The 21,993-nt window shown below is 64.8% G+C and carries 20 protein-coding genes; 11 read left to right on the forward strand and 9 right to left on the reverse strand.

What is annotated here, in order from left to right; translation table 11 throughout:
* Positions 1–35: 35 nt before the first annotated feature.
* Genes rsgA through BMF89_RS18065 form a run of 3 tightly spaced genes read right to left on the reverse strand, consistent with a single transcriptional unit; the run spans position 36 to position 3,070 of the window.
* Positions 36–1,151, reverse strand: coding sequence for a ribosome small subunit-dependent GTPase A (rsgA, locus tag BMF89_RS18055; protein ID WP_078108437.1), 1,116 nt, complete (start codon positions 1,149–1,151; stop codon positions 36–38).
* A 2-nt stretch (positions 1,152–1,153) separates the two neighbouring features.
* Complete coding sequence (gene aroA / locus BMF89_RS18060; RefSeq protein WP_078108438.1) at positions 1,154–2,548, reverse strand: 3-phosphoshikimate 1-carboxyvinyltransferase; 1,395 nt, start codon at positions 2,546–2,548, stop codon at positions 1,154–1,156.
* A 6-nt stretch (positions 2,549–2,554) separates the two neighbouring features.
* A complete protein-coding gene (locus tag BMF89_RS18065) occupies positions 2,555–3,070 on the reverse strand; it encodes a DoxX family protein (RefSeq protein WP_078108439.1) in 516 nt (171 codons plus the stop codon).
* Between the two features lie 308 nt (positions 3,071–3,378).
* On the opposite strand from BMF89_RS18065, the gene BMF89_RS18070 reads away from it, so the two are divergent.
* The gene (locus BMF89_RS18070) at positions 3,379–4,128 is read left to right on the forward strand and encodes a sigma-70 family RNA polymerase sigma factor (RefSeq protein ID WP_078108440.1); all 750 of its coding nucleotides are present in this window, start codon (positions 3,379–3,381) and stop codon (positions 4,126–4,128) included.
* Positions 4,125–4,382: a mycothiol system anti-sigma-R factor gene (gene rsrA / locus BMF89_RS18075; protein ID WP_028264789.1), complete on the forward strand. Its 258-nt coding sequence runs from the start codon at positions 4,125–4,127 to the stop codon at positions 4,380–4,382. The genes BMF89_RS18070 and rsrA overlap by 4 nt, the downstream gene beginning before the upstream one ends.
* A 281-nt stretch (positions 4,383–4,663) precedes the next feature.
* Here rsrA and BMF89_RS18080 read toward each other — a convergent pair whose 3' ends face one another.
* The 4 genes from BMF89_RS18080 to BMF89_RS18095 form a co-directional block, all read right to left on the reverse strand.
* Positions 4,664–5,278 carry a PadR family transcriptional regulator gene (locus BMF89_RS18080; RefSeq protein WP_078108441.1) on the reverse strand — a complete coding sequence of 205 codons (615 nt, stop codon included), beginning with the start codon at positions 5,276–5,278 and terminating at the stop codon, positions 4,664–4,666.
* Positions 5,278–6,126 (reverse strand): DUF4097 family beta strand repeat-containing protein, encoded by an 849-nt coding sequence (locus BMF89_RS18085; RefSeq protein WP_078108442.1) that lies wholly within the window; start codon positions 6,124–6,126, stop codon positions 5,278–5,280. The genes BMF89_RS18080 and BMF89_RS18085 overlap by 1 nt, the downstream gene beginning before the upstream one ends.
* 116 nt (positions 6,127–6,242) lie before the next feature.
* Positions 6,243–6,842, reverse strand: coding sequence for a GDSL-type esterase/lipase family protein (locus BMF89_RS18090; RefSeq protein WP_078108443.1), 600 nt, complete (start codon positions 6,840–6,842; stop codon positions 6,243–6,245).
* Positions 6,843–6,977: 135 nt separating this feature from the next.
* Entirely contained in the window at positions 6,978–10,775 is a 3,798-nt protein-coding gene (locus BMF89_RS18095; protein WP_078108444.1) for a multifunctional oxoglutarate decarboxylase/oxoglutarate dehydrogenase thiamine pyrophosphate-binding subunit/dihydrolipoyllysine-residue succinyltransferase subunit, read from the reverse strand.
* Between the two features lie 543 nt (positions 10,776–11,318).
* Between BMF89_RS18095 and BMF89_RS18100 the strand changes: the two genes are divergently transcribed.
* The 5 genes from BMF89_RS18100 to BMF89_RS18120 all read left to right on the forward strand — a co-directional run bounded on the left by BMF89_RS18100 (position 11,319) and on the right by BMF89_RS18120 (position 16,805).
* Positions 11,319–12,785 carry a hemolysin family protein gene (locus BMF89_RS18100; RefSeq protein ID WP_078108445.1) on the forward strand — a complete coding sequence of 489 codons (1,467 nt, stop codon included), beginning with the start codon at positions 11,319–11,321 and terminating at the stop codon, positions 12,783–12,785.
* On the forward strand, positions 12,782–13,852 hold the full coding sequence (locus BMF89_RS18105) for a hemolysin family protein (RefSeq protein ID WP_078108446.1): 1,071 nt from the start codon (positions 12,782–12,784) through the stop codon (positions 13,850–13,852). Before BMF89_RS18100 ends, BMF89_RS18105 begins: the two co-directional genes overlap by 4 nt.
* Before the next feature lie 66 nt (positions 13,853–13,918).
* Positions 13,919–14,932, forward strand: coding sequence for a zinc ABC transporter substrate-binding protein (locus tag BMF89_RS18110; protein ID WP_078108447.1), 1,014 nt, complete (start codon positions 13,919–13,921; stop codon positions 14,930–14,932).
* 139 nt (positions 14,933–15,071) lie between these two features.
* On the forward strand, positions 15,072–15,887 hold the full coding sequence (locus tag BMF89_RS18115) for a metal ABC transporter ATP-binding protein (protein WP_253190880.1): 816 nt from the start codon (positions 15,072–15,074) through the stop codon (positions 15,885–15,887).
* Complete coding sequence (locus BMF89_RS18120; RefSeq protein WP_078108449.1) at positions 15,888–16,805, forward strand: metal ABC transporter permease; 918 nt, start codon at positions 15,888–15,890, stop codon at positions 16,803–16,805.
* On the opposite strand, the gene BMF89_RS18125 is transcribed toward BMF89_RS18120, so the two are convergent.
* Positions 16,802–17,284 carry a Fur family transcriptional regulator gene (locus BMF89_RS18125; RefSeq protein ID WP_078108450.1) on the reverse strand — a complete coding sequence of 161 codons (483 nt, stop codon included), beginning with the start codon at positions 17,282–17,284 and terminating at the stop codon, positions 16,802–16,804. The genes BMF89_RS18120 and BMF89_RS18125 overlap by 4 nt on opposite strands.
* Before the next feature lie 108 nt (positions 17,285–17,392).
* Between BMF89_RS18125 and BMF89_RS18130 the strand changes: the two genes are divergently transcribed.
* Positions 17,393–18,049 (forward strand): MBL fold metallo-hydrolase, encoded by a 657-nt coding sequence (locus tag BMF89_RS18130; RefSeq protein WP_078108451.1) that lies wholly within the window; start codon positions 17,393–17,395, stop codon positions 18,047–18,049.
* 18 nt (positions 18,050–18,067) lie between these two features.
* Here BMF89_RS18130 and BMF89_RS18135 read toward each other — a convergent pair whose 3' ends face one another.
* Positions 18,068–19,156: a PLP-dependent cysteine synthase family protein gene (locus tag BMF89_RS18135; protein ID WP_078108452.1), complete on the reverse strand. Its 1,089-nt coding sequence runs from the start codon at positions 19,154–19,156 to the stop codon at positions 18,068–18,070.
* 115 nt (positions 19,157–19,271) lie between these two features.
* Between BMF89_RS18135 and BMF89_RS18140 the strand changes: the two genes are divergently transcribed.
* The 3 genes from BMF89_RS18140 (at position 19,272) to BMF89_RS18150 (ending at position 21,811) form a co-directional block, all read left to right on the forward strand.
* Positions 19,272–20,126 (forward strand): sulfurtransferase, encoded by an 855-nt coding sequence (locus tag BMF89_RS18140; protein ID WP_078108453.1) that lies wholly within the window; start codon positions 19,272–19,274, stop codon positions 20,124–20,126.
* 78 nt (positions 20,127–20,204) lie between these two features.
* Positions 20,205–21,386 (forward strand): NAD(P)-dependent alcohol dehydrogenase, encoded by a 1,182-nt coding sequence (locus BMF89_RS18145; protein WP_078108454.1) that lies wholly within the window; start codon positions 20,205–20,207, stop codon positions 21,384–21,386.
* Positions 21,383–21,811, forward strand: coding sequence for an HIT family protein (locus BMF89_RS18150; RefSeq protein WP_078108455.1), 429 nt, complete (start codon positions 21,383–21,385; stop codon positions 21,809–21,811). The genes BMF89_RS18145 and BMF89_RS18150 overlap by 4 nt, the downstream gene beginning before the upstream one ends.
* Positions 21,812–21,993 lie beyond the last annotated feature (182 nt).

The raw sequence follows: 21,993 nt of genomic DNA on the forward strand, positions 1-21,993 counted from the left end.
CGGTGAGCCGGGGAGGTAGGACGGCAGCGGCGCAGTTAGTTGACCGTACCCAGTTCCTTGGTTTCCTGTGCTTCCATGCGTGGGTCCGCGCCGAGGAGCCGGCGCAACGATGCCAAGCGGGCCGGGCCCGACTCTCCGGCGTGGCCATCGGCTACCCACGAATCCAGGCCGCATCGAACAGCGTTGGCATCGTGCTTGCAGCCCCGCTCGCACATTTCGGTCCCGGGTTCGAGATCCGGGAAGGCATGCAGGATGCGGTCCGGGTTCACGTGGGCGAGGCCGAAGGAACGGATGCCGGGCGTATCGATGATCCAGCTTCCGCCGGGGGCGTCGCTGAGCTTCAGGGCAAGGGCAGACGACGAGGTGTGCCGTCCGCGCCCCGTCACCGCGTTGACCCCGCCGGTGGCGCGCTCGGCACCGGTCAGGGCATTCACCATGGTGGATTTCCCGACGCCGGAATGGCCCAGGAGCACGGTGACCTTGCCGTCGAGGTAGTCCCGCAGCTGGCCGACGGCGTCACTGTCGAGGCGTGCGGACAGACCGTCGTCCGAACGGGCGTCGATGCCGGAGGCGCCTGCGTCGGCCGTCCGGCTGATGATGATGGGGAAACCCAGGCTCACGTAGTTGGCGAGCAGTTCCGTCGGATCCTTGACATCCGCTTTGGTGACGAGCAGCAGCGGCTCGATCCCGGCGTCGTACGCTGCCACGAGGGCGCGGTCGATGAATCCGGTACGCGGTTCCGGGTTGGCGGCCGCCACCACCACCACGAGCTGGTCGGCGTTGGCGACGACGGCGCGTTCGATCGGATCGGTGTCGTCGGCACTTCGCCGCAGGAGGGTCTTCCGCTCCTCGACCCGCACGAGGCGGGCGAGGGTGTCCGGGGCTCCTGAAACATCGCCGACGAGCGCGACGAAGTCCCCCGGAACCACGGGGGAGCGCCTCAGTTCCCGTGCGCGGGCGGCAATGACAATGCGCTCGTTGTCCGAGCTTTCATCCACGATCGCGGTGTAGCGGCCGCGGTCGACGGTGACGATGCGCCCGATCACGGCGTCGTCGTGGCTGGGGCGGTCCTTCGTGCGGGGGCGTGTGCCCTTCTTGTTGGGGCGGATCCGGACGTCGGACTCATCCCAGGAGCGTGCGTCGCGGGCCATCGTCAGTTGCTTGTCTCCGTTGAACCGGTGTCCGCGGCCGCTGGCCCTGCACTGAGCATCGACGTCCAGATGTGCGGGAATTCGGGCATGGTCTTGGACGTCGTCGCGATGTCTTCGACCTGGACACCCTCGACGGCGAGCCCAAGGATGGCGCCCGCCGTAGCCATGCGGTGGTCGGCGTAGCTATGCACGACGCCGGCGTGCAGCGCTGCGGGCCGGATTACCAGGCCGTCGCTGGTTTCCTCGGCGTCGCCGCCAAGCCGGTTGATTTCGGCGACGAGCGCGGCCAGCCTGTCCGTCTCGTGTCCGCGCAGGTGCGCGATGCCGGTGAGCCGGGAAGGGCTGGTTGCCAAGGCGCACAATGCCGCTACCGTGGGGGCGAGTTCGCTGGTTTCGTCGAAGTCCGCGCCCAGGATCTCGGAACCGCCGGTGACTGTCAGGGTCCCGTTGTCCAGCGTGACGGTAGCGCCCATGGTGGCAAGAATGTTCCGCCAGAGATCTCCGACTTGCGTGGTGTTGGCAGGCCAGTTGGGGATCCGCACGGTTCCCTTCGTGGCGAGCGCCGCGGCGAGGAAGGGACCCGCGTTGGAGAGGTCCTGTTCGATTCGCTCGTCGAACGCCTGGATGGCGCCGGGGGAGACTCGCCAATGGTTCGGCACGGAGTCATCTACCTGGACTCCAACCCCGCGCAGGACCGCCACAGTCATGTTGATGTGGTCGAGGCTCGGCACGGGCTTGCCGACATGCTCGAGGTGCAGGCCCTCTTCGAAACGGGCACCGACGAGCAGCAGGGCGGAGACGAACTGCGAGGAAGCGCTCGCGTCGATCACCAAGTGGCCACCGCGCACGGAGCCCGTGCCGGAGACCTTGAACGGCAAGGAGCTCGGCGCGTTCCCGTCCATGGCGCTGACGTCCACTCCGAGGGTCCGGAGGGCTTCGATGATGGTGCCCATGGGACGCTGGCGTGCGTGCGGATCGCCGTCGAACACCGAAGCGCCGTTGCGAAGTGCCGCAAGCGGCGGCACGAAGCGCATGACGGTGCCGGCCAGGCCGCAGTCGATGGCGGTCTCCGATGCCGCCGCCGCAGGGTCGATCGGGGTGACTTCAAGGTCCGGGCCGTACTGTCCATCGCCGGGAACCTCTGTAATGGTGGCTCCAAGCCGGCGCAGGGCCTCGACCATCAGCGCCGAATCGCGCGAATGCAAGGGTGCACGCAACCTGCTGGGGCCGTTGGCCAATGCCGCCAAGACCAGATAGCGGTTGGTCAGCGACTTCGAACCAGGAACCGTGACCGTGGCATCCACGGGGTGGCTGGCGAAGGGTGCGGGCCACAGGGGAAGCGCGGAAGCTGTGCTCGTCCCTGAATCGTCTGTCTGCGTGGCGGGGGTTCCTGGCATGCTTCCTTATGCTCCAACTGCGTTGTCTACGGCCTTGCGGACGGCCCGGTCTGTCTTCTTGAACTGCTTGCCTGTGGCCTTCTTGGCGTCGATGGCGAGGTGTTCGGCGCGCCATGCGAGGCTCGGTTTGCCGGCAGTGTCGACGGCGGCAAGGAGAACCCCGCCGGTCAGGGAAATGTTCTTGAGCAACTGGGCGCGACGGGCGAGCCGGCCTTCCTTCGTGCTGATGTCGGCAGAACGCCACTCGACAAAGGTGTTCAGGACCGAGATCCCCGCAAGCAGCGTTGCCGAGAACCGGGAGCACTTGCCGAGGGCGAGCAGGGCGCCTGCCCCCACCTGGGTGCCGCCAATGAGCCGCGCCAGCATCTTCTCGTCCGCCGGGAAAGGTAGCGACTCGGATGCGCGGCGGAGCAGCGGAGAGAGCTGCTTGGCTGTGTCATCCGCATTCTTGAGCTTGTCCAGCCCTGCGACGACAAAACTGGAAGCCAACATTGGCCTGGCGAGAAAACGGACGAGGGACATGTCTTTGCCTCCTGGATGGCTTGCCACGGTGTTCAGGTGGTGCTGCGTTGAAGTGGTGCGGTGTTCACGGGGTGCAGTCGGATCTAGTCTTGCATCTTTGCGGAATATTTGCCCGGAGCTTGCCGTTGTCAGAAGAAGGTGCGGTTTGGGCTGGACCTTGGATTGTGGCGTGTGCGTTGTGCCGCGCTTGGTCGTGTCGTTTGAGTGGAGATGGTTTTTTGGCCTTGGTTAAGGACCGCGAAGGACGCTTGGCGCGTGCGCGGGAGCTGCCACTGGACTCCCGGCGGGTGACAGTAGACTTGGATGCAATGAGCACCATGGATCCGGCCGCAGCGGCCATGTACAAAGCAGCGACGGAAGTCACGGACGCAACGTCCGACGGCGACGCAACTGTTGAGGCCGACGTCGAGATTGCAGTGGACTTCGCAAGCGAGACGCCGGAGCAGCGGAGGGCGCGCTTCGAACGGGACGCCATGCAATATGTCGACCAGCTCTATTCGGCTGCCATGCGCATGGCCAGGAATCCGTCAGACGCCGAGGACCTGGTCCAGGAGGCCTACACCAAGGCATTCTCGGCCTTCCACCAGTACAAGCCGGGTACCAACCTCAAGGCGTGGCTGTACCGCATCCTGACCAACACGTACATCAACCTGTACCGGAAGCGGCAGCGCGAACCGTTGCAGTCGAATTCGGACTCCATCGAAGACTGGCAGCTGGCGCGGGCGGAGTCCCATACATCCGCCGGGCTGCGCTCTGCGGAGGCGGAAGCTCTGGATCATTTGCCCGACTCGGACGTGAAGAGCGCGCTGCAGTCCATTCCGGAGGAATTCCGGCTCGCGGTGTACTTCGCTGATGTCGAGGGCTTCGCATACAAAGAAATATCAGACATCATGAATACCCCGATCGGCACGGTCATGTCCCGGCTTCATCGCGGCAGGAAGATGTTGCGCGATCTGCTGGCGGATTACGCCGCAGAACGGGGAATCAGCGCCGGCGCGGAAGAAAAGGCCTTGGCCGTGGGCGCGGCCACAAGCAAAAAACAGGAGAAAAGGAAATGAGCTGCCAAGGATTGGGCGACTGCGACGATGCTCGGATGCAGCGTATCTACGAGTACCTCGATGGTGCGTTGACCCGCGAGGACATCGCGGAGATCAAAGTGCATCTGGAAGACTGCCCGGAGTGCACCGAGCAATACGACCTTGAGTGCGTCATCCGTACTGTGGTGAAGCGCTCCTGTACGGAAGCGGCTCCTGAGAATCTCAAGAACTCGATCCTGGACAGGATCCACGCTATGAAGTCCGTGGACGTCTAAGAGCCTGGAACGGCAAGGGCCCCGGAAACCTGATGGTTTCCGGGGCCCTCCGCATTAAGTCTTACGCTAAGCCGCTGGCTTAGGTGTTGGGACGCTTGCCGTGGTTTGCGCCGCCGCGCTTACGGTCACGACGCTTACGTGCACGCTTGCTCATAGCTGGCCTCCTTAGATTCTTGATACTCAATAAAGCTGCCCTCCAGTCTCCCACATCCGGGGGCCGCCCCGCGAACCGCGGGCTGGGACCCAAGGGAAGGAGGGCTGCCCCAGCAGGAAGTCCGGGCCTAGCCCCGCAGGGAATTCCGGATGGAGATCCTGGCCTGGTCCAGGACCGTCCGCACGGTCTCAAGGGCGATCGGAGTCAAGGCCTTGGAGCCGGCGTGCTGTCGCAACTCCACGCGGATGTCGTCGCGGAAGGACTGGACCATCATTTCGGCTTCCTTCAGGATGCGGTGTCCCTCCGGAGAGTAGCTTCCGGCCCACGACTGGAACTCCGCGGACTTCGCGTTGGCTCTGGCGGCTTCGGCGGTCGCGGCGAGGTCTGCGCGCAGGCCGCGCATGTTGCTGCGGATGTCGTCGCGGAGATTATCGGCCAACCGTCGCACGGAGGCGGAGATGTTGTCCTCGACGTCGGCGAGTTCCTGCCGCCGGCTGTTGAGTTCCGCCAGTCCCGCCGCGGTGATGGAGTAGTTGGTGCGGCGCCCGTCGTTGCTCGTCGCCACCAGTCCTTCTTCCTCGAGTTTGCCGAGTCGCGGGTAGATGGTTCCGGCGCTGGGGGAGTAGGTCCCCCCGAAGCGTTCGCCGAGGGCCTTGATGAGCTCGTAGCCGTGCTTGGGGCCCGATTCCAGGAGCGCCAGCAGATAGAGCCGCAGGGCTCCGTGGGCAAAGACGGGCGGCATCAGACTTCCTCTTCTCCGGGGACTGAGTGCGTTGTTCCGGGTGTTGGCGCACCGCCATGGATGATGGAGGTCTTTCCGGATACCGAATTGGTGCGCGCCACCATGAGCCGCTGGTCGGGGCCGGCGATGGTCTGGACCTTTCCGCCGGACTGGGCGTACAGCTGGTCGTCGATCATCACGGTGCCGCTCGCCGTTTTGGCGACGATGTCCACGCCGACGTCATGCGGGAGGCGGATGGTGAGGTCGCCTGAAACGGAATTGGCTCCGAAATCCTGGGTATAGCCGTGAAGGTCGAAGCTGAGGTCTCCGCTGACAGTATTGGCCCGGATGTTCTTGAAGCGGCCCGACGCCGTGACTTCGCCCGAGACGCTCTTGGCTGTCATGACGCCGTCGTGGTTGCGGGCGATGACTTCGCCGCTGACAGTGTTGACGTGAAGCTCGCCCCGCGTGCCGTCCGCGAGGACGGACCCGGACACCGTGTTGAGGCGGATATGGCCGCTGACGCCGGAGACCATGCCGTCACCGCCCACGGTTCCCGCTTCGACATCGACGCCTGCGGGCAGCGCGATGCTGATGGAGATCGTGTTGGTGCTGGTGTTGTTGACGGTCCCCATGAGGTTGCGGAACCAGCCCTGCGGGCCGTGCAATTGGTGGCGGACTTCGAGCCGGCCGTCAATGAGGCTGACGCTCAATGGGTCGCCGGCGATTTCCGAAACTTCGATCCGGGTGATTGCTTCGTCGTGCGTGACGACGTCGAAACGGCCCTTGACGATCCCCAGCTTGAGTGAGCGGACGCCGTCGACGTCGATGGTCTGCGGACCGGTAACGGTCCAATTCTCTTCGGTCATGACCCCTCCAATGGTGCGCCATTAGTTGCGATATATCGCGTATGGAAATCAAGATATATCGCGAATCCCATCGTGGCAATGGGTTCTGCCGGTGGAGGGGTGTTTCTTCTTCCCGGTTATTCCGGCTGGGCGATCCTCAGCCATTGGAACCAGCCGCGGTGCAACACAAGCCACGCCATGAGCCCGTAGCCGGCTTGGCCGGGTGTGCCGCCATTCGCGGCGAGGTCGGTGCGCCATTGTTCGTGGTTGATCAACGGCGAGAACGTGTCGACATACTGGTGGTTGCGGCGGGTGGTGACGTCGGCGAAGGCGGCATTGAGTTCCGCGATCCGGCGGTTCTTGGCCGGGTCCAGCGTAGGCGGCGGGCCGACCACGAATACTTCGATGTTGCTTTGGGACGCCCCATCCAGGATGTTGGCCAGATTGAGGCGGCTGCGCGCGGTGGAAAGGCCGAATTCGATGTCGCGGCCGGACAGGCCGATCACGAGGCGGTTTTCGTGGACGTTGCTGAATCGCTTTCCGGCTTCGTCGAGCCAGCGCGCCGCAAGGCCTTCCGTTCCCTCCATGGGGCAGGGAAGAGAGTAGCTCTCCACGAGGACGGAGTCCTGGGGAGTCCGCGCGAGAACCCTTCCGAGCCAGCCCAAGGCCCTGGGGTCACCGAGCCCGGCGAGTAGTTCATCACCAACAGCTGCGATGCGCAGCTTCCTGTCTTCCACAGTTACCTCTTCACCAAACGTTGCGGTCCTTGCACTGTGTCCGGCCGGGCGGCTTGATCACCGGACACTTGTTCCATTAAACAGAACTGCCCGGCTGGAAGCGGGTATTGAACCTCCAGCCGGGCAGCCGCCGTCTTACTTGCGTTCGAATGCCTGCTTGAGCAAGGTGGCCTGCTCGGCGCTGTGGCGCTTCATGGAACCGGCCGCCGTGGAGGCCGATGCCGGACGCGAGACGAGCCGGACCCTGCGGTCCAGTGCCTGCGGCAGGTTCAGGCCGATGAACGGCCACGGACCCTGGTTGGCGGGTTCGTCCTGCGCCCAGACGATATCGGCGTTCGGGTACTTGGCCAGTTCCGCCTCGAGCTGGGCCTGGGGCAGCGGGTACAGCTGCTCCAGGCGGATGATCGCCGTCGAGGTGTCGCCGGTCTTCTGGCGGTTGGCCAGAAGATCGTAGTAGAGACGGCCGGAAACCAGGATCACGCGATCGACGCTCTGGGCTTGAAGGGGCTCGTGCTCGCCGATGACCGGCTTGAAGCCGCCCGTGGTGAAGTCCTCCACCGCAGAAGCGGCACCCTTGAGGCGCAAAAGCTGTTTCGGGGTGAAGATGATGAGCGGCTTGCGGGGACGGCTGTAGGCCTGCCGGCGCAGCAAGTGGAAGTGCGAGGCGGCGGTGGTCGGGTTCGCCACGATCATGTTGTCTTCGGCACAAAGCTGCAGGAACCGCTCGATGCGTGCGGACGAGTGGTCCGGTCCCTGGCCTTCGTAGCCGTGGGGCAGCATGAGCACGAGCGAGGAACGCTGGCCCCACTTTTGCTCGGCCGAGGAGATGAATTCGTCGATAATGGTCTGCGCACCATTGACGAAGTCACCGAACTGGGCCTCCCACAACACCAAGGCGTCCGGGCGTTCCACGGAGTATCCATATTCGAAGCCCATTGCTGCGTATTCGGACAACAAGGAGTCGTAGATCCACAGCTTGGCCTGATCGTTGCTCAGGTTGCCCAGCGGCATCCATTCGCTGCCGTTCGCGCGGTCGTGGAAGACGGCGTGACGCTGCACGAAGGTGCCGCGACGGGAGTCCTGGCCGGCGAGGCGGACGGGGACGCCCTCCATGACGAGCGAACCAAAGGCTGCGATCTCGCCGAAGCCCCAGTCGATGCCGCCTTCGCGGGACATCTGCTCACGCTTCTCAAGGAGCTGCTTGAGCTTGGAGTGGACCGTGAAGCCTTCCGGAATATCGAGGTGTGCCTGGCCGATCCGCTGCAGCATTTCGGCTGAGATGGCGGTGGTGGCAGGCGCGTTGGTGCCGAAGTCCGCCTGCTGGGCGATGGGACGCTCGATGTCCGAGACCGCAGCGGAGTCCGCCGTGATGATCGGGATAGGCGAAGTCTGTGCGGCATGGGTCTCCGCGAAGACGCGCTCGAGGCGTTCCTGGTAGTCGCGCAGCAACTGTTCGGCTTCGTCCTCGGTGATGTCACCACGGCCGATGAGGGATTCCGTGTAGAGCTTGCGGACGGAGCGCTTGGCTTCGATGAGGTTGTACATGAGCGGCTGCGTCATCGAGGGGTCGTCGCCCTCGTTGTGTCCACGGCGGCGGTAGCACACCATGTCCACGATGACGTCCTTGTGGAAGCGCTGCCGGAACTCGTAGGCCAGCTGCGCGATGCGCACGACGGCCTCGGGGTCGTCGCCGTTCACATGGAAGATCGGGGCCTGGATCATCTTGGCCACGTCGGTGGAATACGTCGAGGAACGCGACGACGACGGCGCGGTGGTGAAACCGACCTGGTTGTTCACGATGATGTGGATGGTTCCACCGGTGCGGTAACCACGCAGCTGGGACAGGTTGAGCGTCTCCGCCACAACGCCCTGCCCGGCAAAGGCAGCGTCGCCGTGGACCATGATGGGCAGCACGGGGAAGTCCTCGCCCTGGTCCAGGCGGTCCTGCTTGGCCCGGACGATGCCCTCGAGCACGGAGTCCACCGCTTCGAGGTGGGACGGGTTGGCGGCGAGGTAGACCTTGGTCTCATTGCCGTTGTCCGAAGTGAAGGTGCCCTCGGTGCCGAGGTGGTACTTGACGTCGCCCGAACCCTGCACGGAGCGGGGGTCCTGGGTGCCTTCGAATTCGCGGAACACCTGGGCGTACGTCTTGCCCGCGATATTGGTGAGCACGTTGAGGCGGCCGCGGTGGGCCATGCCGATCGCGACCTCGTCGAGTCCGTCGTCGGCGGCGTCGGAGATGATGGTGTCCAACAACGGAATCAGGGATTCCCCGCCTTCGAGGGAGAAGCGCTTCTGGCCCACGAACTTGGTCTGCAGGAAGGTCTCGAAGGCCTCTGCAGCGTTGAGCTTGGAGACGATGCGCAGCTGCTCTTCGCGGCTCGGCTTGGAGTACGGGTGCTCCACCTGGTCCTGGAACCACTTGCGTTCTTCAGGCTCCTGGATGTGCATGTACTCAATGCCCGTGGTGCGGCAGTAAGCGTCGCGGAGAACGCCCAGGATGTCGCGGAACTTGAGCATCGGCCTGCCGCCGAAGCCGCCGGTGGGCCACTCGCGGTCCAGGTCCCACAGGGTGAGGCCATACGTCAGAACGTCGAGGTCCGGGTGCTTGCGCTGCACGTACTCAAGCGGGTTCGTGTCTGCCATGAGGTGGCCACGGACCCGGTAGGAGTGGATCAGCTGCTGGATGCGGGCAACCTTGTTGATCTCGTCAGCCGGGTCGACCTGGAGGTCGGGGCTCCAGCGGACGGGCTCGTAAGGAATGCGCAGCGCTTCGAAGATCTCGTCGTAGAAGTTCTGGGCGCCCAGGAGGAGCTGGTGGACGAGCTTGAGGAACTCGCCGCTTCCGGCGCCCTGGATGACGCGGTGATCGTAGGTGGAAGTCAGCGTGAGGATCTTGCTGATGGCGTTCTGGGCGATGATCTTCTCGCTGGCGCCTTGCCATTCAGCCGGGTAGTCGAGGGCTCCGACGCCGATGATGGCGGCCTGGCCCTTGGAGAGCCGGGGCACGGAGTGCACGGTTCCGATGCCACCCGGGTTTGTCAGGGAAACGGTAGTGCCCGCGTGGTCGTCCGCCGTGAGCTTGCCGTTGCGCGCACGCTTGATGAGGTCTTCGTAGGTGTGCCAGAACTCCGCGAAGTTCATGGTCTCGGCCTTCTTGATGTTGGGAACCATCAGGAGGCGCGTGCCGTCGGGCTTGGGCATGTCAATGGCGATGCCGAAGTTGACGTGTGCGGGCTGCACGGCAACCGGCTTGCCGTCTACTTCGTCGTAGTACACGTTCATCGACGGGAACTGGGACAGGGCGCGGACCACTGCGTAGCCAATGAGGTGGGTGAAGGAGACCTTGCCGCCACGGGCGCGGGCAAGGTTGGAATTGATGACGACGCGGTTGTCGATCAGGAGTTTGGCAGGAACCGCCCGGACGCTCGTGGCGGTGGGAACCTCAAGGCTCATGACCATGTTGGAAGCGATGGCCTTGGCCGGACCGCGGAGGACGGAGACGACGTCCTCTTCCGGGGGAGTGGGAGCCTTGGTGCTCTTGGGAAGCTGTGCCGGGATCGGCCGGGACTGGCTGCCGTCCGATGGTTTCTGCGCGCCGTCCTTGGCGACAGTGGCCGGAGCCTTCTTGACCGGCACCGCAGGAGCGGCGGGAGCAGGGGCAGCTGCCGGGGCAACCACGGGAGCAACCGGCGTCATTGCCGATGCGGCGGCCTGTGCCACGACAGGAAGTTCGCGAGTGGGAGGGTTTGCAGGGGCTGCGGATGTTCCGTTGGAGGAAGTGCCGTCAGCGGTATCGAAGGACTCGAAAAGCGGCCACCACTTGGCGTCGACCGAATTCTTGTCCTGCTGGTACCGCTCGTACAGTTCGTCAACGAGCCACTCGTTTCCGCCAAATTCCTCGGGTAGACGGTGGCTTGGCTGCTCTGGCACTTGAAATACGCCTCTTCCGTGAGTGTTGATTTCCAGCTGGCCCGGGGAACTGCAGGGGGTGCAAAGGCGAGCCAGGGTCTGGGTCCCGCGAACTCAGACCCTAGCCAGTCTAGTGACGAGCGGCGGCTATCTGCCAATAGTGGTGACCTAAATCATGTTGATCCCGATATGGCTCGGCCTCCACTCCCTGAGAGGGCTCTTCTTCCCCGGGTTCTTCCAGCCGTTTGACGCCTCGGGAACCTTGCCTCTGCGGGGTGAAGCCGCGTGAAGTCGCGCCGCGGCCGGACTGTAGACTTGAATTCTTATGGACAGTAATTCTAGGTGCCGGCCTGGGAGCTGCAGGGGACGCCGTTCGGCAATCTCCGCGCAGCGCACCCGCCGAGCCGGCAATGCCCGTACACATGCCCATCGCACACCGGAGCTCCAGGCCGGCCGGTCGGCGGATCGCTCATCCGCAGCGTCCGACCAACCCCCGCCGGGTCAACCAGCCCATAGCCCTTCCGGTGCCTTGCGCCAGCCGTTCGCGCCATCCGGCGGCCTCTGATGGAGTGGCTTTTCCTTCTCGCCGGCGTGCTCCTGATTCTGGGCACCGGCTTCTTTGTCGCCGTCGAGTTCTCGCTCGTGGCGCTCGACCAGTCAACGGTCCAAAGAGCGGTCGACGGCGGCGACCACGCCGCCGCGGCGTTGCTCAAATGCCTGAAATCCCTTTCCACCCAGCTCTCGAGCTGCCAATTGGGAATCACCCTCACGACCTTGCTGACCGGCTTCGTCATGGAGCCGTCCGTCGGTGCCCTCTTGCACGGACCGCTGCTCTGGGCAGGACTGCCTGAGGCTGCCGCGCAGTCCGTGTCGCTCGTCCTGGCCATGACGTTCGCCACCGCCCTGTCGATGCTCATCGGCGAACTCGTCCCCAAGAACATGGCCCTGGCCTTGGCGTTTCCGCTCGGCCGCGCGCTGGCGCGTCCGCAACTGGTGTTCACTGCCGTGTTCAAGCCCGCAATCGTGGTGCTCAACGGCTTCTCCAACAAAATGCTCAACCTCGTGGGGCTGGAGGCCAAAGAGGAGATCTCCGGTGCCCGCTCGCCTTCTGAACTGGCGTCCCTGGTGCGCCGTTCCGCGGAGCTGGGAACCCTCGACGCCGGGACGGCCAACTTTGTCGCCCGGACGCTGAACTTCTCCGCGCGCACGGCGGCCGACGTCATGACCCCGCGCATCCGCATGGAGACCATAGATGCCGATCAGCCGGTGTCGGACATCATCGAAGCAGCCCGGCGGACCGGCTATTCGCGCTTCCCGGTCATCGGTGAATCGGCGGACGACATCCGGGGCGTGGTGCACATCAAGAAAGCCGTGTCCGTCCCGTCGGAACGCAGGAGCCGTCTTGAGGCCGGAGCCATCATGTCCGAGGTCCTGAGCGTTCCCGAGACCATCCACCTTGACGCACTGCTTCTGGAACTCCGCGAGGGCAACCTGCAACTCGCCGTCGTGCTTGATGAGTACGGCGGAACCGCGGGGATCGCGACCCTTGAGGACCTCGTGGAGGAGATCGTCGGCGAGGTTGCGGACGAGCACGACAAAGTCCGGCCCGGATTGCTGCAGAGCGCCTCGGGGGACTGGTACTTCCCTGGACTATTGCGTCCGGACGAGGTCAGCGAACAGATCCCGGGCCTCACGGTTCCCGACGACCCCGCCTACGAAACCGTGGGCGGTTACGTCATGAGCCAACTTGGGCGGATCGCAATTGTGGGCGACGTCGTCGAGGCCGGCGGCGGCACCCTGGCCGTCACCCGCATGGACGGCCGCCGGATCGACCGGATTTGCTTCCACCCCGCGGCGCCCGACACACATGATGATGATGACGACGATAAAGGCACTGCCGAAAGCGACTCAAGCGGATGGCAAAGCAGGAAGCAGGCCGACAAGCGGCTGAGCAAGGGCTCGGGCGGTTCGGCAGGCGATGCAGTCGGCAACCCCGTTGCCAAAACCAGCCGTAAAGGACGTGCGGCATGAGCGACTGGGCAGGAATCCTGTGGCTCGTGGTGCTGCTGATCGGCAACGCCTTCTTTGTCGGCGCCGAGTTCGCTGTCATGTCTGCGCGCCGCAGCCAGATAGAGCCTTTGGCCCAACGCGGGTCCAAGCGCGCGCAGACCACCCTGTATGCGATGGAGCACGTCTCGCTGATGCTGGCGTGTGCCCAGCTCGGCATTACCGTGTGTTCCTTGCTGATTCTCCTCGTGGCCGAGCCCGCCATCCACCATTTGCTGGGGGCGCCGCTGGAGTCCGTGGGCATCCCGGTCGAATTGTCGGACGTCATCGCGTTTGCGGTTGCCTTGCTGGCGGTCACGTTCCTGCATGTGACCTTCGGCGAGATGGTGCCCAAGAACATCTCTGTTTCCGTGGCGGACAAGGCGGCCTTGCTGCTGGCGCCGCCGTTGGTCCACGTCGCCCGTTTCGTGAAGCCCGTCATCTGGACGTTGAACTGGCTGGCCAACCGCATCCTGCGCTTGATGAAGATCGAGCCCAAGGATGAGGTCACCTCTTCCTTCACGCTTGAAGAGGTGCAGTCCATCGTCCAGGAATCGACCCGCCACGGGCTGGTGGACGACGACGCCGGCCTGCTGAGCGGCGCGTTGGAGTTTTCCGAGCACACCGCGGCGCACATCATGGTGCCGCTCGGCAAGCTCGTGATGCTCAAGCCCGGTTCCACACCTCGCGAACTGGAGAAAGCGGTCAGTCGCACCGGATACTCCCGGTTCCCTGTGTTGGACGACGACGGCGAGTTGACCGGTTACCTGCACATCAAGGACGTGCTTTCCATCCCGGAGGAAGGACGACGCTATCCGATCGCGGAAAGCCGGATCCGGTCCCTCGTGAACCTCGCACCCGAGGACGAGATCGAGGATGCCATGGCCGTGATGCAGCGGACCGGCTCGCATCTCGGCCGGGTTGTGGGGACGGACGGCGCGACCCTGGGTGTGTTGTTCCTGGAGGATGTTATCGAGCAGCTTGTGGGCGAGATCCGTGACGCCACCCAGGCGCGGGGAATCCGGCGGCTGGGCGGAGCCGAATCGGTGTGACCTCTTGCCGGTCCCGCGGGGCCGGCAAGAGACGCCGGGAATTCTAAATAGGAATCATTCCCATTTATGGATACACTCATTGAGTCCCCTGTTGTGCTTGATTCGGTAGATCCGAGGTTTCCCGTGCGTCGTAGTGCCGCCCGTCCTTCCCTGACCGCTTTGCCGGCCGCGTGCGCGGCGTTCGCCGTCCTGCTTGCCGGGTGCGCGGCACCCGCAGCGACGGCGCCGTCGTCGTCCTCCGGGGTGATCGACGTGGTCGCCTCCACCAGCGTGTATGGCGATATCGCCAAGAGCGTCGGCGGTGACAAGGTGTCCGTCACCTCCATCATCAGCAAGACGAACCAGGATCCGCACTCCTACGAGGCAAGCACCCAGGACAAGCTGGCAGTCTCCAAGGCCCAGCTGGTGATCGACAATGGTGCGGGCTACGACGACTTCTTCAACAAGCTGGCCGATGACAGCAAGGTTGCCGCAGCTAAGACCATCACGGCCGTCAATGTGTCCGGGCTCCTTCCTGCGGCGACCACCGGTGCATCTCCGTCCGCGGTGCCGGAAGGGTTCAACGAGCATGTTTGGTACAACTTCGGTGCGATGGCGAAAGTGGCCGATGCCGTGGCTGCGAAGCTTGGAAACCTGAACCCTGCCGATGCCAAGACCTTTACGGCCAACGCGGACAAGTTCAAGTCCTCGCTGACCGGGCTCAGCGCCAAAGTGGCCGAAATCAAGGCCTCCAAGGCTTCCGCTCCCGTAGCCATCACGGAGCCCGTCCCTGGCTACCTGCTTGAAGCCGCCGGCCTGGAGAACAAGACCCCCGAGGAATTCAGCCATGCCATTGAGGTCGGCTCGGACGTTCCGCCCGCAGCCGTCAAGGAAACGAGCGATCTGATTACCTCGAAGTCCGTCCGCTTCCTCGCCTACAACGAGCAGACCGCGAGCGCCGAGACCGAAAAGCTGAAGTCCGAGGCAACCGCAGCCGGTGTCCCGGTGATCGGGTTCACCGAGACACTTCCCGAGGGCAAGGACTACGTCGCCTGGATGACGGACAACGTAGGCAACGTTTCTGCTGCCCTGAACAAGTAAGCGGACCCAAACGGCGAAGAACAGGCGGGCCCCGCAATCGTCCTAAGATGTACAGGGCGGCTGCGGGGCCCTCTCTGTTCATCCAAGCGCCGGCCGCCAGCTTCATAGCTTCGCGAACCCCATGGATCGAGGAATCTTTTTGACACCGGTAGTGAGCCTTCGCGGCGCGGGCCTCCAGTTCGGCCAACGGGCCCTCTGGAAGGACCTCGACGTGGACATCCAGGCGGGTGAGTTCTTCGCCGTGCTCGGTCCGAATGGCAGCGGCAAGACCAGCTTCCTCAAAGTCCTCCTTGGACTGCAGCAGCTTCACTCGGGGACGGTGACCGTGGCCGGACATCCCGTGGAACGCGGCAGCCGGAAGATCGGTTACATACCGCAACAGAAGTCTTTTGCCCCGGATACGCCCCTGCGTGCCAGGGACCTGGTTTCCCTCGGCGTCGACGGTCACCGCTGGGGTCTGCGTATCAAGGCGAAAGCCGTCAATGAGCGCGTCGACGCGCTCCTGGACTTAGTGGGGGCGAGTGACTATGCCCGCGTGCCGGTTGGTCAATTGTCCGGCGGAGAGCAACAACGGCTGCGTGTTGCGCAAGCCCTCGCCGCGGAACCTGAACTCCTGCTCTGTGACGAACCGCTGCTGTCCTTGGACCTGCACCACCAGCAGGCCGTAAGCTCCCTCATCAACCGGCAATGCCACGAGCGCGACAGCGCCGTGGTCTTCGTGACCCACGAGATCAACCCGGTCATCGACTACGTCGACCGTGTGCTCTACCTCGCCGGCGGCAGGTTCCGCGTGGGAACACCGGAGGAGGTCATGACCACCGAAGTCCTCTCCGAGCTCTACAACAGCCGCGTTGAGGTCATTCGCGCGAACGGCCGGATCGTCGTCGTCGGGCTTCCGGACGCCACCACCCACTATCACGATGACGCCCACGCCGGTGTGGAAGAAGGCCACTAAATGGATCTCGGCAGCATCCTGCACACCATCTTCAACTTTGAAAACTACGGCGAGCTGCTGGCGCTGGTCCAGAATTCCATCTTGGCCGGTGCGGTCCTCGGCCTGCTCGGCGGCCTCATAGGAACCTTTGTCATGAAGCGGGACCTCGCTTTCGCGGTGCACGGCATTTCGGAGTTGTCCTTCGCCGGTGCCTCTTTTGCCCTGCTCATCGGGGCGGACATCATTTTCGGTTCGCTCGCGGGGTCCGTCGCGGCTGCGCTGCTTCTGGGACTCATGGGTGTCCGGGCCCGGGACAAGAACTCGATCATTGGCGTCATCATGCCGTTCGGCCTGGGCCTGGGCATCTTGTTCCTGGCCCTCTACCAGGGCCGCGCGGCCAATAAGTTCGGGTTGCTGACGGGCCAGATCGTTTCGGTGGACACGGTCCAGCTCCAGGTCCTGGCCGGCACGGCCGTGGTGGTCATGCTCGCGCTGGCCGCGATATGGCGCCCGCTCAGCTTCGCCAGCGTGGACCCCGAGATGGCGGAAGCCCGGGGAGTTCCTGTCCGCGGACTGGCGATTGCCTTCATGGTGTTGCTCGGCGTCAGCGTTGCCTTGTCCATCCAGATTGTCGGCGCGCTTCTGGTGCTGGCACTGCTGATCACGCCCGCGGCCGCTGCGCTGCGGGTGACCACTTCGCCGCGGCTCGTGGTCATGTTGAGCGTGGTCTTCGCGATCACTGCCACGGTGGGCGGGATCCTCCTGGCCCTGGGCAGCAGGATTCCCATCAGCCCGTATGTCACCACGTTGTCGTTCCTGATCTATGTGGTGTGCCGGATCATCGGCAACGTACGCGCCAACCGGGGAATCAACGGCAGGATTGTCCGCCCCGGCGCGGCCATGGGCCAGGCAGTGGAAGACCAGGCGGTAGCCGGCTAGGGCAGGCCCGCTGCTTTCTTTGCAGTGCACTCCGGGCAGAGCCCGAAGATCTCCACGGTGTGCGCCACCTCGGTGTAGCCGTTTTCGGCGGCCACCCGTGCTGCCCACGTCTCCACGGCCGGAGCTTCCACCTCGACGGCCTTCCCGCAATGGCGGCATAGCAAATGGTGGTGGTGGCCCGTGACCGCGCAGCGGCGGTAGACGGCTTCGCCGTCGGCGTTTCGCAGGACATCGATGAGACCGTCGTCGGCAAGCGACTGCAGGATGCGGTAGGCCGTGGCCAGGGACACCGAGACACCTTGGTTCTGGAGGAGCCGGTACAGTTCCTGCGTGCTCACGAAGTCGTCCAGTTCGTCCAGCGCGGCACTGACGGCCAGCCGTTGCTTGGTGACGCGCTGCTCCTTGACGGCGGGATCCTTCGCGGCCGGAAGCGGCTCGGCTGCGGGCCCGGACGTGGCGGCATTGGCGCCCTGTGACATTCGTGGACTCATTTCGATATGGATGTTCGCAAACACCAACGTTACCAGCCGGCGGTCCCCGGATGTCGGTTCGTGGACACCATGGGAGGCCCGCCCTAGGCTGGCTGCATGAAGCTCACCAAGTTCACCCATGCTTGTGTCCGCCTGCAAAAGGACAGCCAGGTCCTCGTGATTGATCCCGGGACTTTTTCCGAGTCCGAGGAAGCCCTCACAGGCGCCCACGCCGTGCTCATCACCCACGAGCACGCGGACCATGTGGACGCCGACGCCGTCGTCGCGGCACTCAAGGGAAACCCGGGACTGCAGGTGCATGCGCCCGCGGGGCTCGCTTCCGATCTGGCCGCGAAGGCGGGCGACGACGGCGGGCGGGTACACGCCGTCGAACCCGGCTCGTCCTTTGACGCAGGGGGCTTCGCGATTCGTTCCTTCGGAGGGCAGCATGCCCTCATCCACCCGCAGATTCCGGTCGTGGCCAACATCGGCTACCTCGTGGACGCAAACGTCTTCCACCCTGGCGACTCGTTCGTCGTCCCGGACGGCATCGAGGTGCAAACCCTGCTGGTGCCCATCCATGCGCCCTGGTCGAAGATCGGCGAGGTGGTTGACTTCGTGATCGCGGTCCGCGCACCCAAGGCCTACCCGGTCCACGATGGGCTGTTGAACGAACTCGGGCGCGGTTTGGTGGAAGGCCACGTGACCCGCATCGGCGCGAAGTACGGTACCAGCTATGCGAGGTTGTCGCCGCGGGAATCGGTGGAGGTCTAGCTCAGTCCGCCGCGCCGCCTATATGCTGCCCGGCCACGTGCCTGTCTCGAAGAAGTCGGCCAGGACGGACTCGTACGGGGCGGGGTCCAGGCCTCGCTCGGCGATCCAGTCCGGGTTGTAGTAGCTCCCCGCGTAGCGATCGCCGGCGTCGCACATGAGCGACACGATGCTGCCGCGCTGTCCCCTGGCCACCATCTCGGCAACCAGCTGGCAAACACCCCAAAGGTTGGTTCCCGTGGAAGGCCCGGCATGCAGCCCGGCCAGCCGGCGCAAGTGCCGCATCGCGGCGACGGAGGCGGCATCGGGAACCTGGATCATGGTGTCGATGACGGCCGGGACGAAGCTGGGCTCCATGCGGGGCCGGCCAATGCCTTCAATCCTGGACGGCATTCCCGTGGAGTAGTCCGGCACGCCGTCGCGCCAGCCGGGATAGAACGCCGAGTTTTCGGGATCGACCACGGCCAAGCGGGTGGAGTGGCAGTGGTACCGCAGGTACCGGCCGATGGTGGCGCTGGTTCCGCCGGTGCCGGCGCCCACCACGATCCACTCGGGCACCGGATGCTCCTCGAGGGCGAGCTGCTCGAAGATCGATTCCGCGATGTTGTTGTTGCCCCGCCAGTCGGTGGCGCGCTCGGCAAAGGTGAATTGGTCCATGTAGTAGCCGCCGGACGTCCGGGCAACCTCCTCCGCCATGGCGTAGACCTCCGAGGCGTGGTCCACGAGAAGGCAGGCGCCGCCGAACTCTTCGATGAGGGCGATCTTCTCAGGGCTGGTGGTCCGGGTCATCACGGCGATGAACGGGAGACCGATCAGCCTGGCGAAGTACGCCTCGGACACTGCGGTGCTCCCGCTGGAGGCCTCCACGATGGTGGTCCCTTCCGTGATCCAGCCGTTGACCAGGCCGTAGAGGAAGAGCGAGCGTGCCAGTCGATGCTTGAGGCTGCCGGAGCGGTGCGTGGACTCGTCCTTGAGGTAGAGCTGGACACCCCAGTGTTCGGGGAGCGGCACCGCGTAGAGGTGCGTGTCCGCCGAGCGGTTGTTCTCGGCCTCGATGCGTCGGATTGCCCCGCTGGCCCATGCCCGGTCCTGGTTGCGTAGAGTGCTCACCGATCCAGCCTACCGGCGGCGGCTGCCGCCCAGGGATAGGCTGGTAGCCGGTTGGCAGCTGCACGGCAGCAGCTTCGACGTCGTTTGGTAGGAGCAGCAAAGCGAAGGAGATTTGATGGCCACCCTCATTGACGTAGCCGCGCTCAAGGACCGCACGGATGCGGGCAAGCGGACAGTCTTGCTGGACGTCCGTTGGGTGTTGGGCGATCCGCACGGCCATTCGCACTTCCGCCAGGCCCACATTCCCGGCGCAGTCTATCTGGACCTGCATCACGAACTCGCCGATCCCACGGCCGAGGGCCAAGGCCGGCACCCGTTGCCGCCCACCGCGGCGCTGCAACGGAGCGCCCGAGCGTGGGGCATCAACGACGGCGACACCGTGGTTGCGTACGACGACAGCGGCAGCACCGCAGCGGCGCGGTTGTGGTGGCTGCTCCGTGACGCCGGTTTCCATTCCGTCTTCCTGCTCGACGGCGGATTGGGCGCCTGGCGCGCGGCCGGCTATCCGCTGGCGCAGGACGAACAACCGCCGGTTCCGGGCGACGTCGTGCTTGGACACGGCCACATGGATGCCATCAGCATGGACGAGGCGGCGGACTGGCACAGCCGTGGAATCCTTCTCGATGCCCGGGCGGGGGAGCGCTACCGTGGCGAATTCGAACCCATTGATCCCCGCGCGGGACACATTCCCGGGGCGCTGAGCGCTCCCACTGCCGGAAACCTCGGACCGGACGGCACGTTCCTCCGCGCAGCGCAGCTCCGCGACAGATTCGCTGCCCTGGGCATCGACGAGGGCAGCAAGGTGGCGGTCTATTGCGGCTCCGGGGTCACCGCAGCCCATGAGATCGCCGCCCTGGAGATCGCAGGATTCAGGGCAGCCCTCTTCCCGGGCTCCTTTTCGCAGTGGTCCTCGCTCGAGTCCAATCCCGTCGTCACCGGACCAGCGCCCCTGGGCACTCCGGACCAATGAGTCTTGGCTTGCCGTGAAGCCAGCGGGCGTGGCGGCGCAGAGTGGCAAAAAATCAGCCCGCAGGGGTAGCGTCGAGGCATGACTCCCGGACGCCCCGTTCCTCCGCCCCTTGGCAAGCCGCTCGTCGCGGAAGACGCGACGGCGGATACCTCGCCGTCGACGCCCGCAGCTGCGAAGGGAACGCCGACCCTCGCCGCCGCGTACGGCGCCACGTCGGCCCACAGCGGCCTTGTCCCGCTGACCGTGTCCCGCCGCGTTCCCAAGGAAGACGACGTCGAGATCGAGATCGATTTCTGCGGCCTCTGCCACTCCGACGTCCACGCGACACGGGGCGAATGGGGCGCCCAGAACTATCCGCTGGTCCCGGGCCACGAGATCGTGGGCCGGGTCCGCCGGGTGGGCTCCGCCGTCGACGACTTCGCACCCGGAGACCTCGTGGGCGTCGGCTGCTTGGTGGATTCCTGCCGCGAATGCGGCAGCTGCCTCGAAGGCCTGGAGCAGTACTGCGAACGCGGAAACGTCGGAACTTACGGGGTGAAGGACGCCCGGAACGGCGACTCCATCACGCAGGGCGGTTACTCCACCTCGGTAGTGGTCGATCGCCGCTTCGTGCTGCGCGTGCCCGAGGGCCTCGACCCGGCCGCCGCGGCGCCACTGCTGTGCGCGGGAATCACCACCTACTCGCCGCTGCGTTACTTCGACGTCGAGGAAGGCGACGTGGTGGGCGTCGTCGGACTCGGCGGACTGGGCCACATGGCGGTCAAGATTGCGAAGGCCATGGGGGCGCGCGTGGTGGTATTCACGACGTCGGACGCCAAGTTTGAGGCGGCAATCGAGCTCGGTGCCGACGAGGTGATCCTCTCGAAGGACCCCGAAGCCATGGAAGGCGCCAACCGTACGATCGACGTCATCATCGACACCGTGGCTGCGCCGCACGACCTGAACCCGTACTTCCGCACCTTGCGGCTGAACGGTGCCCTCTTCCAATTGGGGCTTCCTCCCACCGACATGCCTCCGGTCAGTCCCGGCGCGCTGATCCGGCGCCGGCTCTCCTACGCGGGTTCGTTGATCGGCGGCATCGCCGAAACCCAGGAAATGCTCGACTTTTGTGCCGAGCACGGCGTAGCAAGCGACGTCGAGGTCATCACCGCCCGGCAACTCAATGAAGCCTACGACCGCATGGTTGCCGGCGACGTCAAATACCGTTTCGTCCTCGATACCAAGACCCTTCAACCCGCGTCGGAAAAGGCAGACATATGAGCACCCTGTTCACCAAGATCATCAACGGCGAGATTCCGGGACGCTTTGTCTGGAAGGACGACGACGTAGTTGCCTTCCTGACCATCGCCCCGCTGACTGATGGCCACACGCTCGTGGTGCCCCGCGAAGAGGTGGACCGCTGGACCGACGTCCCCCCTGGGCTCCTCAACAAGGTCATGTCCGTCGCGCAGACAATCGGCAAGGCGCAAGTGGAGGCGTTTGGCGCGCCACGGGCAGGACTGTCCGTGGTGGGCTTCGAAGTGGAGCACTTCCACGTGCACGTCTTCCCGGCAACGTCGCTGGCCGATTTCGACTTCGGGACCGTAGAGCACAACCCCGACCCTGCCCGGCTCGACGCGAATGCGGCGAAACTCCGGGCAGGCCTCGCCGCCGCCGGACACGGGGAGTTCGTTCCCGCGGATTGAGGCGCGACGCTCGCTCACCTTTGTCGCTCTACTCCCAAACGCTCGCTCACCTTTGTGGGAAAGCCTGAGCCCATCCCGCACTAGATGTGCAGGAAGGTTTCGGTTTAGATCCCTTCATGAGTGCATGAGGGTCGACAGAATGACCGCTATAAGTGAGCGGGCGTTTGGGGTTGGGGGGGCAG

This window comes from Arthrobacter sp. SRS-W-1-2016 (assembly GCF_002009585.1).
Classification (GTDB): Bacteria; Actinomycetota; Actinomycetes; order Actinomycetales; family Micrococcaceae; genus Arthrobacter; species Arthrobacter bambusae_A.